Source organism: Chryseobacterium flavum (assembly GCF_003385595.1).
Classification (GTDB): domain Bacteria; phylum Bacteroidota; class Bacteroidia; order Flavobacteriales; family Weeksellaceae; genus Chryseobacterium; species Chryseobacterium flavum.
In genome coordinates, this window is record NZ_QNUE01000006.1 from 147,604 (window position 1) to 161,795 (window position 14,192).

General features: G+C 35.5%; 12 protein-coding genes and 3 tRNA genes. 12 read left to right on the forward strand and 3 right to left on the reverse strand.

Annotation, left to right across the window (positions count from 1 at the left end; genetic code table 11):
- Position 1: 1 nt before the first annotated feature.
- The gene (locus DRF59_RS09360) at positions 2-1,516 is read left to right on the forward strand and encodes an FMN-binding glutamate synthase family protein (RefSeq protein ID WP_115959018.1); all 1,515 of its coding nucleotides are present in this window, start codon (positions 2-4) and stop codon (positions 1,514-1,516) included.
- Between the two features lie 68 nt (positions 1,517-1,584).
- Here the strand turns inward: DRF59_RS09360 and DRF59_RS09365 are convergent, their stop codons facing one another.
- Positions 1,585-2,331, reverse strand: a complete 747-nt coding sequence (locus DRF59_RS09365) for a hypothetical protein (protein WP_115959020.1) — start codon at positions 2,329-2,331, stop codon at positions 1,585-1,587.
- Between the two features lie 55 nt (positions 2,332-2,386).
- Here DRF59_RS09365 and DRF59_RS09370 point away from each other — a divergent pair, with 55 nt between their 5' ends.
- Positions 2,387-2,824 (forward strand): RNA-binding S4 domain-containing protein, encoded by a 438-nt coding sequence (locus DRF59_RS09370; protein WP_115959022.1) that lies wholly within the window; start codon positions 2,387-2,389, stop codon positions 2,822-2,824.
- 11 nt (positions 2,825-2,835) lie between these two features.
- On the opposite strand, the gene DRF59_RS09375 is transcribed toward DRF59_RS09370, so the two are convergent.
- A complete protein-coding gene (locus DRF59_RS09375) occupies positions 2,836-3,351 on the reverse strand; it encodes a shikimate kinase (protein WP_115959024.1) in 516 nt (171 codons plus the stop codon).
- 115 nt (positions 3,352-3,466) lie between these two features.
- On the opposite strand from DRF59_RS09375, the gene DRF59_RS09380 reads away from it, so the two are divergent.
- The 3 genes from DRF59_RS09380 (at position 3,467) to DRF59_RS09390 (ending at position 3,784) form a co-directional block, all read left to right on the forward strand.
- A tRNA-Lys gene (locus DRF59_RS09380) sits at positions 3,467-3,539 on the forward strand.
- A 35-nt stretch (positions 3,540-3,574) separates the two neighbouring features.
- A tRNA-Leu gene (locus tag DRF59_RS09385) sits at positions 3,575-3,657 on the forward strand.
- A gap of 54 nt (positions 3,658-3,711) precedes the next feature.
- A tRNA-Lys gene (locus DRF59_RS09390) sits at positions 3,712-3,784 on the forward strand.
- A 196-nt stretch (positions 3,785-3,980) separates the two neighbouring features.
- Here the strand turns inward: DRF59_RS09390 and panC are convergent.
- Positions 3,981-4,829 (reverse strand): pantoate--beta-alanine ligase, encoded by an 849-nt coding sequence (gene panC, locus DRF59_RS09395; protein WP_115959026.1) that lies wholly within the window; start codon positions 4,827-4,829, stop codon positions 3,981-3,983.
- 171 nt (positions 4,830-5,000) lie between these two features.
- On the opposite strand from panC, the gene DRF59_RS09400 reads away from it, so the two are divergent.
- The 7 genes from DRF59_RS09400 (at position 5,001) to porN (ending at position 14,148) form a co-directional block, all read left to right on the forward strand.
- On the forward strand, positions 5,001-5,771 hold the full coding sequence (locus DRF59_RS09400; protein WP_115959027.1) for a glycogen/starch synthase: 771 nt from the start codon (positions 5,001-5,003) through the stop codon (positions 5,769-5,771).
- A gap of 15 nt (positions 5,772-5,786) precedes the next feature.
- Positions 5,787-7,373 carry a DUF4270 family protein gene (locus tag DRF59_RS09405; protein WP_115959029.1) on the forward strand — a complete coding sequence of 529 codons (1,587 nt, stop codon included), beginning with the start codon at positions 5,787-5,789 and terminating at the stop codon, positions 7,371-7,373.
- 34 nt (positions 7,374-7,407) lie between these two features.
- On the forward strand, positions 7,408-9,261 hold the full coding sequence (gene glmS / locus DRF59_RS09410; protein ID WP_115959031.1) for a glutamine--fructose-6-phosphate transaminase (isomerizing): 1,854 nt from the start codon (positions 7,408-7,410) through the stop codon (positions 9,259-9,261).
- Positions 9,262-9,369: 108 nt separating this feature from the next.
- Positions 9,370-10,791, forward strand: coding sequence for a T9SS ring complex lipoprotein PorK/GldK (gene porK / locus DRF59_RS09415; RefSeq protein WP_115959033.1), 1,422 nt, complete (start codon positions 9,370-9,372; stop codon positions 10,789-10,791).
- A gap of 60 nt (positions 10,792-10,851) precedes the next feature.
- Entirely contained in the window at positions 10,852-11,544 is a 693-nt protein-coding gene (porL, locus tag DRF59_RS09420) for a type IX secretion system motor protein PorL/GldL (RefSeq protein ID WP_115959035.1), read from the forward strand.
- A 52-nt stretch (positions 11,545-11,596) separates the two neighbouring features.
- Complete coding sequence (gene porM / locus DRF59_RS09425; RefSeq protein WP_115959037.1) at positions 11,597-13,189, forward strand: type IX secretion system motor protein PorM/GldM; 1,593 nt, start codon at positions 11,597-11,599, stop codon at positions 13,187-13,189.
- 20 nt (positions 13,190-13,209) lie between these two features.
- Positions 13,210-14,148, forward strand: coding sequence for a type IX secretion system ring subunit PorN/GldN (gene porN, locus DRF59_RS09430; RefSeq protein ID WP_115959039.1), 939 nt, complete (start codon positions 13,210-13,212; stop codon positions 14,146-14,148).
- The last annotated feature ends 44 nt before the right edge of the window (positions 14,149-14,192 follow it).

Sequence of the window (14,192 nt, forward strand, 5' to 3'; positions counted from 1 at the left end):
CATGAGAGATAAGTTTTTATCTTGGGGAATTGTATTAGTAATTGCTACATGGATTGTGGCATTGCTGATCAGAGCGCACTATTGGATACCAATACTCCTGTCCGCTATTTATGCATTGGGTGTTTACAATGCTTATCAGTCAAAACATGCTATTTTAAGGAATTTTCCTGTTTTAGGATATTTCCGCTATTTTTTTGAGAGTATTTCTCCGGAAATGCAGCAGTATTTCATTGAGAGGGAGACTGATGGGAAACCATTTCCCAGGAATCAGCGTTCAGCAGTGTACAGACGTGCTAAAAACTTAAGTGATACAGTAGCTTTTGGAACCCAGTTGGAAGTTAATCATAGAAAATATGAAGGGATTAAGCATTCTATTTATGCCAAATCACCATCAGAAGAGCTTCCGAGAGTATGGGTAGGAGGTGAGCAATGCACACAGCCTTATCATGCATCTTTATTTAATATTTCTGCAATGAGTTTTGGAGCACTAAGTGACAGGGCTCAGATTTCCCTTAACAGAGGAGCTAAAAAAGGAAATTTTTATCATAATACAGGGGAAGGAGGAATTTCTCCATATCATTTGGAAGGAGGGGATCTATGCTGGCAGATTGGAACCGGCTATTTTGGATGCCGGGATGAAGAAGGAAAATTCAATCCTGAATTATTTACAAAATATTCAACGCTGCCTAATGTGAAAATGATTGAGATCAAATTATCACAGGGAGCCAAGCCGGGGCATGGAGGTGTTCTTCCGGGAGTAAAGAACACTCCTGAAATTGCTGCCATCCGGCACGTCACTCCTGGGATGACTGTTATTTCGCCGCCATCACATACTGCATTTTCTGATGCCGCAGGCCTGTTGAGGTTTGTACAGCAGCTAAGAGAGCTTTCAGGAGGAAAACCAATTGGATTTAAGCTTTGTATAGGTGATACAAAAGAATTTGAAGATATATGTGTACAAATGAATGTGCTGAAAATCTATCCTGATTTTATTACAATAGATGGCGCAGAAGGAGGAACTGGAGCAGCGCCTCCGGAATTTTCAGACGGTGTAGGGATGCCTTTAGAGCCTGCATTAATATTTGTAAACAGAACCCTTAATAATTACAATTTAAGACAGAAATTAAGAGTTATTGCAAGTGGTAAGGTGCTGACCAGCCTGGATATTTTAAGGGCTATCGCAATGGGAGCAGATATGTGTAACAATGCAAGAGGATTTATGTTTTCTTTAGGATGTATTCAGGCATTAAGATGTAATTCTAATAACTGTCCTACAGGAGTTGCAACTCAAGATAAAATGTTGATTAAAGGATTGGATGTGACAGACAAAAGTGAAAGAGTATATCACTTTCATAAAAATACACTGCATACATGCAATGAGCTTATTGCTGCAGCGGGACGAAGTTCCTATGAAGAAGTTGATGCTACCATGTTCATGAGAGGAGATGAGTTTGAGCATCTTGCAGACTTGTATTTCCCGGATATTTTAGGAAATGTAAAGCAAAAAGCAAGGTAGTATATTCAGATAAATAAAATCCCCACAATTAAATATTGTGGGGATTTTATTATTATGTTTCTCTAATTTTAATCGTTAGTTCTTGGGATATTTTTATATACCTGGAAGTTGAATACAAAACTTCTGTTTCTGAAAGAATATCCGCTGTAATTGTAATGAGAATCTCTTGCAAAAGCAGCTCTTGATGGCACAATAATTACTCCTTGAAGATTATATTCTTCAGAATCAGCTTTGTCAAAAGCTTTGAATTTCTGTAAAGCTTCATTGAAACCCTCAATCATATAATAGCTTTTTTGTCTGGCTGCATCTGTAGTTGCTTCCTTAATTAATTTATCATCTTTTCTTATATAATAGAATTTAGGATCTACAACTGGTATTCCTTTCTCACTGATTGTGTTATAATTAGTCATGGGAAGACCTAAGCCAAATGCAACATTTCCACTGTTGTTATTAGCTACATAAGTTTGAGCATTCATCATAATACGGATACTGTCTCTTGGTCCGATAGAAGTTCCCGGAGAAGGCTGGGCATCGGGTCTTGTAATAAAAATCGTCCCGGAAGGTAAAGTTTCATGTGGAAGTTGTGACAGTTTTTTTTCATTATCATCACCGGTGTCAGTAGAGCTGAATGCTTTTATATTTCCTTGGGTGTCAAGATAATTTTCATCCATGAATTTTTTAATAGCCTGATCATCATAATTGTTTTGAACATTGATATCTTCAGGTTCATTAATGGTATCATCTACTACATCATCTTTTTTGCAGGCAGTAAAACACAAAGAACCTGCGAGGATATATAAAAATATTTTTTTCATTTCAAAAAACTTTAATTACTTTACAAATAATATAACGGCAAAAGTATAAAAAAATATGAGAATAGATAAATTTTTATGGAGCATTCGTTTTTATAAGACGAGAAGTATTGCAGCAGAGGAGATTAAAAAGAACAGGGTTTCTATGGGAACGTCTGCCGTAAAGTCATCTAAGGAGGTAAAAGAAGGAGATATTATTAAGATCCGTAAGAATCAGATTGATTATAAAATAAAAGTAATCCAGATTCCCAAAAGCAGGATTGGTGCAAAATTGGTCCCTCTGCATATACAGGATGTAACAGATAAAGAACAGTACGAATTGCTGAAACTTCGTAAAATGTCACAGGATTACTATAGAAATAAAGGAGAGGGAAGACCTACTAAAAAAGACAGAAGAGAAATGGATGAATATGTGGGGAATGATATTACTTCAGATTTTACTGATTGGGATGACTTTTTCGGAGAGAATGATGATGATGATGAAAATGAAGATTAAAGTAAAAAGCTCTAGAGATAGAGCTTTTCTATTATTTCCTGAACAATATCTTCCGGTTCCCTTGAATCTGTTCCTATGCTGAACTGTGCTTTGCTGTAGAACTGATTTCTTTCGAATAAATGTTTGGCAATAAATTCCGGAAGATCTTCTTCTGAAATGTTGGCTATTAAAGGTCTTTTGTCTTTCTGTTTGGAAAGCCTTTCTGCTAAAGTTGCCACTGAAGTTCTTAAAAATACACTTTTCGAATTATGATTAATAATTTCCATATTGTTATAATATACAGGTGTTCCTCCACCAAGACTTAAAACAACATTCTCTTCAGAAGCAAGGATTTCTTCCAGTGTTTCTCTTTCCAGTTTTCTAAAATAAATTTCCCCTTTTTGCTCAAATATCTCCGGAATGGTTAATTTATTCCTTCTGGAAATCTCTTTATCAAGATCAATTAGCTTAAAATTTAATTTTTCGCTTAATATTTTGGAAATGTGAGATTTGCCACTCCCCATGTATCCGATCAGTGAAATTATCATGAATTTTTTTTAAACAAATTTGCGAAAAAGTTTTGAGATAAAGAAAAAAGTCATATCTTTGCACCACTTAAAACAAGGGACATTACTTAAATGAAAACTTGTATGATAAGTGGCCGACTCGGTAGCTCAGCTGGTAGAGCAATACACTTTTAATGTATGGGTCCTGGGTTCGAATCCCAGCCGGGTCACAAGCAAGAAGATTACTCAGGTTTGTAATTTTATTGCCTGCGTGGTGAAATTGGTAGACACGCCATCTTGAGGGGGTGGTTTCCTAAGGATGTGCTGGTTCGAGTCCAGTCGCAGGCACTGCAAAGAAAAATTAATAATTGAAGTGAATTATAATTCATTTTGATTGTGGCCGACTCGGTAGCTCAGCTGGTAGAGCAATACACTTTTAATGTATGGGTCCTGGGTTCGAATCCCAGCCGGGTCACAAGTTTACTGAAAAGTAAATTTTTTTCATATTAATATTTTGTGATTTGGTGTTTCAAAGGTCTCCTCCAGGAGGCCTTTGATTTTTTATTCTATTGCATAATTACAGAAGCTTTCAGAATAAGAAACTCTGTTCATAAGTGAACAGAGTTTCTTATGGGGAAAAATATTTTTCCGTATCTCTTTATTTAATGTAATTAATCTAAATGCATGTTGTCAATAAGTCTTACTCCGTCTACTATTACTACGATAAACGCTCTGAAACTCCTGTCTTTGTAAAAAAAGTCCGTTTCTTTCAGGGTTTTTTCATCTGCAATCAGAAAATACTCAAGTTTCATACCTTGCTGCTGGTCAAAAATATCAGTTACCCTTTCCTTGATTTCCGGAATAGTTACTGTCCTGAACCAATCGTTCACTTTTTTAAGGGTTTGATAAATGACTGTTGAAGCTTCCTTCCTGTTGTCCTGAAGCCTCTGGTTTCTGGAGCTTAAGGCAAGTCCGTTTTCAGCCCTGTAAATAGGAACACCTTTAATGTTTACCGGAAGTTTCTTTTTTTCAACCATTTTTTTTATAATGGCGAGTTGTTGGAAATCTTTTTCACCAAAATAAGCGTTATCAGGTTGTACCTGCCTGAAAAGCTCCTCAACTACAGTTCCTACACCATCAAAATGCCCCGGTCTTGATTTTCCTTCCATTTCATCTTCAAGACCATCAAAGTCATAATGACGGCTTTCTGTTTTTTCAGGATATATATCTGAAACTTCAGGAATATAAACAGCATCTACAAGTCCTGAATTTTCCAGGATTAAAATGTCTCTGTTGATATCTCTTGGATATTTTTCAAGGTCTTCCGGATTGTTAAATTGGGTTGGATTTACAAAAATTGAAGAAATTACCAGATCATTTTCCTTTCTTGCTTCTTCATAGAGGGAAAGATGGCCTTTATGAAGAGCTCCCATAGTGGGTGCGAAGCCTATTCTTTTTCCCATTTCTTTCTGTCTTTCAATGAAATCCTGAAGGATTTTTCTGTTTTTTATAACTTCCATAGCTTATTTTAATACTAATTCAAAAATACTAAAAATATCACATAATAAAATGTGTTTTTAATAATTTGGAAATGGGAAATTTCGTAAAAAAATGTTAATTAAAATAATGTTGGATGTTTTTTTGTAATTTTGCACATTAAAGCATTTTTACAAAAATTAGATAGAAAGTTTATGCCGAATCAAAAAATACTGTACATTACTACAGAGATGTATCCATATCAGGAAGATACAAATATGGCTGCAGTGGTTAACAAAATGGCACTTAAGATGCACAATGAAGGCAATGATGTAAGAGTTTTTATGCCAAGATTTGGACAAATAAGTGAGAGAAAGTTCCAGCTTCATGAGGTGATCCGTCTTTCGGGAATGAATATTATTATCAATGATCTTGATCAGCCTCTAATTATTAAAGTAGCGTCTCTTCCGGGGGAAAGACTTCAGGTTTACTTTATTGATAATGAAGAATACTTCAAAAGAAAACAATACTATTTTGATGATGAAGGAAATCCTTTTGATGACAATGATGAGAGAGCTATTTTCTTTGCAAGAGGTGTTATTGAAACCATCAAAAAACTGAACTGGGTGCCGGATGTAATTCATCTTAACGGGTGGATGTCTTCTTTTGTTCCTATTTATCTTAAAACTTATTACGAGTCCGATACTTACTTCAAAGACGCTAAAATAGTACTTTCTCTGTATAACGAGAAAGATGCGGTCCTGGATAAGAATATTAACGAAAAACTGAAGTTTGATAATATTTCAGGATTAAAAGCGTTAGATAACCCAACAATAAAAAGTTTTGTTATTGAGAGTATGAACTATGTAGATACTGTAGTAAAGGGAGATGAGTTCCTGGATGAAGATCTGGATAAAGCATTCAATGAAACGGCAACCCAGAAATCCGAGTATCTTGACGTAGATTCTATAAACCAACTTTATTAAAAAAACACATTTTTAATGACTCATAATCTTAAAAAGACTTTCGCTATACTTTTATTGGCGATTTTCGGAAGTACGATCCTTTATAACTGCGAACCGGATCCAGATTCTCTTGGTGAGCAATTGTTTATAAATGATGGTGTGAACGGCAATGAAACTTCGTATGATATTATTGCTTACAATATTAATAATCACGACTCTATAAGAAGTGATGCTTCCAAACTCATCAGCGAACAGAATGCTCAGGGAGGATTCACGGCAGTAGGAATTTTGGGAGCTTTTACTGAAGGACAATTCGGGGGACAAAAAGCCTCCTATATTACCCAGTTGAGAATGAATCAGGATAATTTTGACTTTTCCGGACCCAATGCAAAGGTAGACTCTGTAGTTCTAGTAATTAAGGCACCTAATTATATTACCGATTCAGTGAAAGCACCTGGTGCATATGATAAGCAGGACTTTCCTGTAGGGAATGAAAAGATAGCTGTTTCTATAGATAAAAAAACATATCCGGTATACAAATATGGTAAGATAGGTGGAAAATATAATTCAATGACTTTAAATGTTCATGAAGTTACCACTTTTCTGGATGCCAATAATAAAGATTTTACACGTTCAAATGTAAATGTAAGTACCGGACAATTACTGGGGTCAGCAGTTTTTGACGGAACTGTAAGTTCAATATCAATTACCAAGAAATCTGATAATACCAGTGTCTTTACATCAAGTAATGATTTTAGAATGAAATTGGATAAAGATTTCTTTCAGACTAAAATTATTGATAAGAAAGGTATGCCGGAGCTTCAGAATACTGCTAATTTTATCCGGTATTTCAGAGGACTCAGAATCTCTGTAAGTGAGACAGATCGTTATCTTTTCCAGTTTTTACCTAATAATATGGAACTTATTATGTATTATAAATATGATAAGACAGATAATGGTGCAGTCACAAGACCGCAGACTTCCCTTAACTTTAAGCTGGGAAGTGAAAATATACATATAGGACAATATACGTATGACAGAACTGGCTCTGCAGTTTCATCTGCAATAGCAGGAAGCAGTGAAATAAATGGAGACTCAAAGCTTTTTGCTCAAGGTATGGGAGGTCCTTCTATCGGAATTAAAATTCCAGAGGATGCTGTTAATAAGCTTAAGAGTTTATATCAGAAAGACAAGACGGGAATTGTAAGTGCCCGAATAAGGATGTATGTTGATCCTTTAAGCTGGGAAAACAAACATTCTGTATTAAGAGACCGTCAGTTCACAATTCTGCCGATTGATGAAAAAGGAAAAGAAGGAGAACTTATTTCAAATGACTTTACACCTGATTTTTTAGCAGGATTCCCATTATATAACTTAAATGAAAAACCGGTTTATTATGACTTTGTGGTTACAAAAACGGTTAAAGACATCATTGAAAATGCTAAGGAGAACAAACCGTTGCTTGTTAATCTCGGATCTTTTGTAAGAACAAGCACAGGGGCAGCATTTGGAGCTAAATATACAACGAGAGCATTTGATATGAACAGGGTGATATTAACAGGGACTGACAAACTAAATGCTAACAGAATTCAATTGAAAGTCACTTACGGTACGAAAAAATAGAACAAAATAAATAAACACTAGACAAAATAAAAATATGTGCGGAATAGTAGGATATACAGGTTTTCAGGACGCTTACGATATAGTAATCAACGGTCTTAGAAGATTAGAATACAGAGGTTATGACAGTGCTGGAATTGTTTTGGAAGATTCAGCTAATAAGTTTGAAGTAGAAAAAACAAAAGGAAAAGTAGATGATTTGGTTAATATCTCTAAGGAGCTGAAGGGAAGAGCCAACATAGGAATGGGACATACACGTTGGGCTACTCATGGAGTACCAAGTGACAGAAACTCTCATCCGCATTTGTCAAACAACGGAAAAATTGCAATTGTACATAATGGTATTATAGAAAATTATGATACTATTAAAACAATGCTTACTGAAAAAGGATTTACTTTTCAGTCGGAAACAGATACTGAAGTATTGGTGAACCTTATCCAGTATTTCATGGATCTGAATCCTGAAATTGACTTTCCAACTGCAGTAAGATATGCCTTGAATGAAGTATATGGAGCGTATGCAATTACAGTGCTTCATGAAGATTATCCGGGAGTATTGGTGGTAGGAAGATTAGGTTCTCCTTTAGCTATAGGAATTGGGGATAAAGAATATTTTATTGCATCTGATGCTTCTCCTTTTGTAGAATTTACAAAAGAAGCCATCTACCTTGAGGAAGGGCACATGGCAACTATTTCTCTTGAACAAGGGGTGGATATCAGAACCATTAATGATAACTCTAAAATAGAACCGGAAATCCAGAAGCTTAAATTAAGCCTGGAGCAAATTGAAAAAGGAGGGTATGAGCACTTTATGCTTAAAGAAATTTTTGAGCAGCCTAAGTCTGTACATGATACGATGAGAGGGAGATTGCTTGTAGATGAAGGGGTAATTAAAATGGCAGGAATCTGGGATCATGTTGAAAGATTTAAAAATGCTAACAGGATTATTATTATTGCCTGTGGTACTTCATGGCATGCCGGTCTTATCGGAGAATATCTGATTGAAGAATATGCAAGAATACCTGTTGAGGTAGAATATGCTTCAGAGTTCAGATACAGAAATCCAATCATTACAGATAAAGATGTAGTAATTGCTATTTCTCAATCAGGAGAAACTGCTGATACCATGGCAGCGTTAAAATTAGCAAAAGAGAAAGGTGCATTTATATACGGTATATGTAATGTTGTAGATTCTTCAATTGCCAGAATTACAGATGCGGGTTCATATACTCATGCCGGTCCTGAGATTGGTGTTGCTTCTACAAAAGCATTTACTGCCCAGCTTACTATTCTTACACTGATTGCGTTTAAATTAGGAAAGCATAATGGTACTTTAGGAAATGCTGAATTTATGAGTTTAATTGCTGAATTAGATGCTATTCCTAAGAGAATTGAAGAAGTTCTGAGTTCTACTCATGAGCAGATCCAGCAAATTTCAAAAGACTTTGTAGAAACTACAAACTTCCTTTATTTAGGAAGAGGATACAATTATCCGGCAGCATTAGAAGGTGCATTAAAATTAAAAGAAATTTCTTATATCCACGCAGAAGGTTACCCGGCAGCTGAAATGAAGCATGGCCCAATTGCTTTGATTGATGAAAATATGCCAATTGTTATTATTGCTCCTAAAAAAGGGCATTATGATAAGATTGTAAGTAATGTTCAGGAAATTAAAGCGAGAAAAGGAAAAATTATTGCTGTAGTCAATAAAGGAGACCGCCAGGTAAGCGAAATGGCTGATTATGTTATTGAAATTCCAGAAACCTCAGAATGTTTCTCTCCAATTGTAGCATCAGTGCCTCTACAGTTGCTTGCTTATTACATCGCAGTTTACAGAGGTGCGAATGTAGATCAGCCGAGAAACTTAGCAAAATCTGTGACTGTGGAATAAAAAGTTGTTGTAAATAAAATAAATTTAGATTTCTTCCGTTATTTCAAAAAAAATCTTAAAAGTTTCTTAAAAAAATTATATATTTACGGCTTAATTATAAAAATTAACATGAAAAGGATATTTCTTTTATTATTGTCTGCGTCGGTAGCATCGGTATCTTGTTCAGGTGGTGGCAGCTCTTCTGTAGGGAAGCCAGGAACAAAAGGAGAATTGATACCAAGAGAAAAAACGAAATCATTTGTTGCGGAACGACCATACGGAATGGTTGCAATTCCTGCAGGTTCATTTGTTGCTGGTTTAGCAGACCAGGATCCTACAAATACACCTGAAAAAGCATCATTGAAGACTGTTACTGTTTCTTCTTTCTTCATGGATGAAGCAGAAACTACCAATTCAGAATACAGGGTATTTATCAATTATGTAAGAGATTCTATCGCAAGAACTTTACTCGCTGAAGCTGCCGGAGAAGGTGGTGACGAAGGAGGTGGTAGAGGAACAGGCATAGGAGATTATGCATACCTTGCTAAAAAAGAAGAAAATTTAACACCTTATCAGGAATATATGGAAGGCCAGGGTGGCCGTGAAGACGGAACTTATGATGCAAGTAAAAGATTAGACTGGAAAATTCCTTTACATTGGAATACATCAAAATATCCGGATGTAGAATATGCTGAAGTTTTGGAGTCTATGTATTTACCTGCATCATCCAGAATAGGAAACGAAAGAATTTTAGATGTAAGTAAGCTAAAGTATACATACCGTTGGGGAGATATGGACGCTGCACTTGCAGATAATGAAAGAGGAGTTAATTATTTGAAAAGTGAAAGTATTGCAATTTATCCTGATACCACAGTTTGGGTAAAAGACTTTCACTTTGCTTACAATGAACCGTTATTTGAGCAATACTTCTGGCATAAAGCATACAAAGACTATCCTGTAGTTGGAGTAACCTGGGATCAGGCAAGAGCTTATTGTAACTTCAGATCTAAATTGAAAACTGATTATAACGAAAGTTTAAAAAGAAAAAAACAAAGACCATTGCAGTTCCGTCTTCCTACAGAAATCGAATGGGAATATGCTGCAAGAGGTGGTATGCAAAATGCTACTTACCCTTGGGGAGGTCCGTATTTAATGGATGACAGAGGTTGCTATTTAGCAAACTTTAAACCTAAGAGAGGTAACTATATGGAAGACGAGAAAAAAGGTACTTATACATATACCGCTCCAGTTAAGAAATTTAAGAAAAATGGATTTGGGTTATTTGATATGGCTGGAAACGTTTCTGAATGGACAGAATCTGCATATAACAACTCATCTTATGGATTCTCTTCTACATTAAATCCTTCTACAAAAGATAAAAAGGATACTAAAAAATCTGTAAGAGGTGGATCTTGGAAAGATATAGGATATGCATTAATGACAGGGGCCAGAGATTGGGAAAGAAAAGATTCAGCAAGAAGTTATATCGGATTCAGGACTGTACAGGATATTCCTGAAGCAGCTGTTAAACCAAGAAGAGTTAACAGATAATAACCAGATAATTATTTTTCAATAACAATTTTATTTAACATTAAAAAAAACTAACTCAATATGTTTAAGACTAAAGATGCTTGGATGAATTTCTTTTATTCATTCGGTGCTGCAATTGTAATTCTTGGAGCTTGGCTTAAAATTACTCACATTACCCTGGGACCAATTAACGGTAATATTGCCCTTACCGTAGGGCTTATTACAGAGGCTATTATCTTTATTATCTTTGCATTTGACCCTCCAAAAACTGAAGAGTCTTATGCGTGGGAAAATGTTTATCCTGAACTGCTAGACAAACATGCTAATCCAAACCCTCTGCATTCTAATATAACTACTAAAAATACAAGTGCTCAATTTGCTGAATTGGAAAATTCTCTTTCCAGTAAATTAGACAAAATGCTTGAAGACGCTAAATTAGACGTTCAATTATTTGAAAGACTGAGAACGGGAATTGATAAATTTTCAAGTTCTGTTGACCAGATTAACCAAACAGTTGATGTTTCAGCTTCTACTCATAAATATAATGATCAGCTAAACAAAGCTGCCCAACATATGGAAAGCATGAATGCATTGTATGCGATGCAACTTGAAAGCGGTAAAAAGCAGGCTGAGTTTGCAACTAAATATGTTGCAGATATGCAGAGATCCGTAGAGCATTCTGAAAAGTTCAATCAAGAGCTACAAGGTTTAACATCTAATCTGAATAATTTAAATAGAGTTTATGGTGGTATGCTAACTGCGATGAAGTCTTAATTCCTAACCATTTCTAAATTTAACTACTTAATCAAAAAACAAAGAAAAGAGAATGGCACAAGGAAAACAGACCCCTCGTCAGAAGATGATCAACCTGATGTATCTGGTGTTCATCGCGATGATGGCCCTCAATATTGATGCAGAAATCATCAGGTCATACTATGACTCCACCAGAGCGCTGAATGAAACTAGAACTTTAACAGAAAGGAAGAACGAGAAGATCTTTGAAAGAACATTGGAAGCTAAGGCCCAGCAAGTTCCGGATACCTATGCACAGCCTTGGGCTCAGTACAAAGTATTGAAAACCAAAATTGATGTGTTGGTAAATTCTGCTCAGGAAATCAAAACTCTTTTAAAGAAACAATCTGAGTTTCATGACAAAGATCCTAAAACAGGAAAAGACATTGATGTAAGTGAGAACTTTGCTGCACTTAATAATAATGAAGCGACTACTGAATATTTCTTTAAAGAAGGAGATGAAAATACCCCTTCAAAGAATGCATTAGATCTGAAAGCTAAAATTGATGATGTAAGAAACTACATCAATACTACTTTTGGAAATAATGCCCAGCTAAAAGATTTAGTTGAAAGAGCTAATAAGTCTCTTATTGCAGAGTATCCTAAAGGAACATCTCCGAATGAGAAGACCTGGTTCCAAAATAAATTTTACCATCAGCCATTAATTGCAGCAATTTCCAATCTGGAAATTATTCAAAATGATGCAAGAAATGTACAATCTGATGCATTGGCATTACTACTTCAGGAAAAAGTAGATGCGAGTATTAAATTTACAAGTTACGAACCAATTGTTTCCGGTCCGGTTGATATTCAGGCAGGAAAACAAGCTGAAGTAAAAGTAATGTTGGGAACTTATTCTAACAGTAATAAAATCAATATCTCTGGTGTAAGCAGAGTAGAGAATGGAAAAGGTATTATTCCAATCTCCGGTGCAGGACTTGGAGAACATAAATTAGGCGGTACAATTACATTAACAGATGCTTCAGGAAAACCTCAGACTTTCCCTTGGACTCATACTTATAATGTAATTGCTGGTCCGAGAGAAGTAAAACTTGAAAAAGGATTACTACTTTCAGCTGATAAAATGAATGTAATGTATAGAGGACTTGAGAATCCTGTTTCAGGATCTATCTTAGGTGCAGACAATTCTAAGCTTTCCTTATCAGCTCCGGGAGCTTCTGTAAGAAATACAGGTCCAGGAAAATGGAGTGTTAAGCCTACAACAGGTACTACAGTTAAATTAACCTTATCAGGTATAGACCCTTATGGCAAAACGGTATCTCAGGTATTTGAGTACAGAATTAAAAACGTTCCGCCACCTCAGGGTCAGATGAGAGGACAAAATGTATTATCTATGCCGGCAACTTCAATTCCTAATCAATCCGTACAGGCAGCTATTCCTGACTTTGATTTCCCGGTTTCATTTACTGTAACACAGTTTATGGTTAGAGTACCTGGAAGAGCAGCATTGTTGATTCACGGAAATACATTAAGCGAAGCAGCAGGGTTAATAAGAAACCTGAGAAGCGGAGATGTAGTATCTGTATTTGACATTAAGGCAACAGCTCAAGGCTTGGAAGGACAACAGATTAAAAACATTACTCCTATATTAATTAATGTTCAATAGGACTAAAATTGTAACTTATTATGAAAAAATATATTAGCACCCTTTTAGTACTGGTTTCGGGATTTGCTTTTTCCCAGACTATTCTGAACGCTTCTTCTCCGGAAGAGTTCAGACAGATGAGAGAGGAGAATAAACAAAAAGTTGGTGATACTATTATTGATAAAACAGTAAAACCTCTTGAATATGGTTTTGTAGAAGATAAAGATATCCTTAAGAGTATGTTTGTCTGGGAAATCATTGATATGAATGATAAGATCAACCAGCCTTTTTATTATGATAATCCTGATGGTCTTCTTGCAACTCCTACAAGATCTTTATATAAATTGTTACTGGATGCTGCTTTGAGTGGTAAGATTGAACAGGTTTACGATGATGAGAACTTTACTTTAAAACTTTCACCTGAAGCAATAAAGAAAAGATTGGTAAACGTTAAGATCAGTGATGCAGCTATTGATATCTTAAACTCCGGAAGACAACTAACAGAACAGGAAAAAAAGGAATATACCGATATTATTGAAACAACTACTGATAAAGTAAAGGTTCTTAAAATAATGGGAATGTGGTTCATTGATAAGAGAGACGGACAAATGAAATACAGACCTCTTGGTATTGCAGCTATGGGACCAGATCCAGCTGTACAAGGTGTAATAGGTCCTGATGGAAAGCCTATTGCAGGAAATGATGAACTTATTGACTTATTCTGGATTTTCTATCCAAATGCAAGAGATGTTTTAGCGAACAATTATGTATTCAATAGAAAAAATTCTTCCGCAGATTTATCTTTTGATGATATTATTAATGCAAGAAGATTCTCTTCTGTAATTTATAAATCTTCAAATGGCTTAGGAGACGGTACAATTAAAGACTATATTCCTAGAGATGCTGACGATCAGCTGGAAGAAAGTGATAGAATCAAGACACAGATTCTTGAAATGGAAAATGATATGTGGAATTACTAAATTTCATTTGATATTTATACAAAACCTGAGTATTTTTACTCAGG

Excerpts from the sequence above, each read along its gene's own strand:
- DRF59_RS09365 (WP_115959020.1), bottom strand. The coding sequence starts at position 2,331 with ATGAAAAAAATATTTTTATATATCCTCGCAGGTTCTTTGTGTTTTACT.
- DRF59_RS09375 (WP_115959024.1), bottom strand. The coding sequence starts at position 3,351 with ATGATAATTTCACTGATCGGATACATGGGGAGTGGCAAATCTCACATT.
- DRF59_RS09360 (WP_115959018.1), top strand. The coding sequence starts at position 2 with ATGAGAGATAAGTTTTTATCTTGGGGAATTGTATTAGTAATTGCTACA.
- DRF59_RS09400 (WP_115959027.1), top strand. The coding sequence starts at position 5,001 with ATGCCGAATCAAAAAATACTGTACATTACTACAGAGATGTATCCATAT.
- DRF59_RS09405 (WP_115959029.1), top strand. The coding sequence starts at position 5,787 with ATGACTCATAATCTTAAAAAGACTTTCGCTATACTTTTATTGGCGATT.
- DRF59_RS09370 (WP_115959022.1), top strand. The coding sequence starts at position 2,387 with ATGAGAATAGATAAATTTTTATGGAGCATTCGTTTTTATAAGACGAGA.
- glmS (WP_115959031.1), top strand. The coding sequence starts at position 7,408 with ATGTGCGGAATAGTAGGATATACAGGTTTTCAGGACGCTTACGATATA.
- porN (WP_115959039.1), top strand. The coding sequence starts at position 13,210 with ATGAAAAAATATATTAGCACCCTTTTAGTACTGGTTTCGGGATTTGCT.
- panC (WP_115959026.1), bottom strand. The coding sequence starts at position 4,829 with ATGGAAGTTATAAAAAACAGAAAAATCCTTCAGGATTTCATTGAAAGA.
- porL (WP_115959035.1), top strand. The coding sequence starts at position 10,852 with ATGTTTAAGACTAAAGATGCTTGGATGAATTTCTTTTATTCATTCGGT.
- porK (WP_115959033.1), top strand. The coding sequence starts at position 9,370 with ATGAAAAGGATATTTCTTTTATTATTGTCTGCGTCGGTAGCATCGGTA.
- porM (WP_115959037.1), top strand. The coding sequence starts at position 11,597 with ATGGCACAAGGAAAACAGACCCCTCGTCAGAAGATGATCAACCTGATG.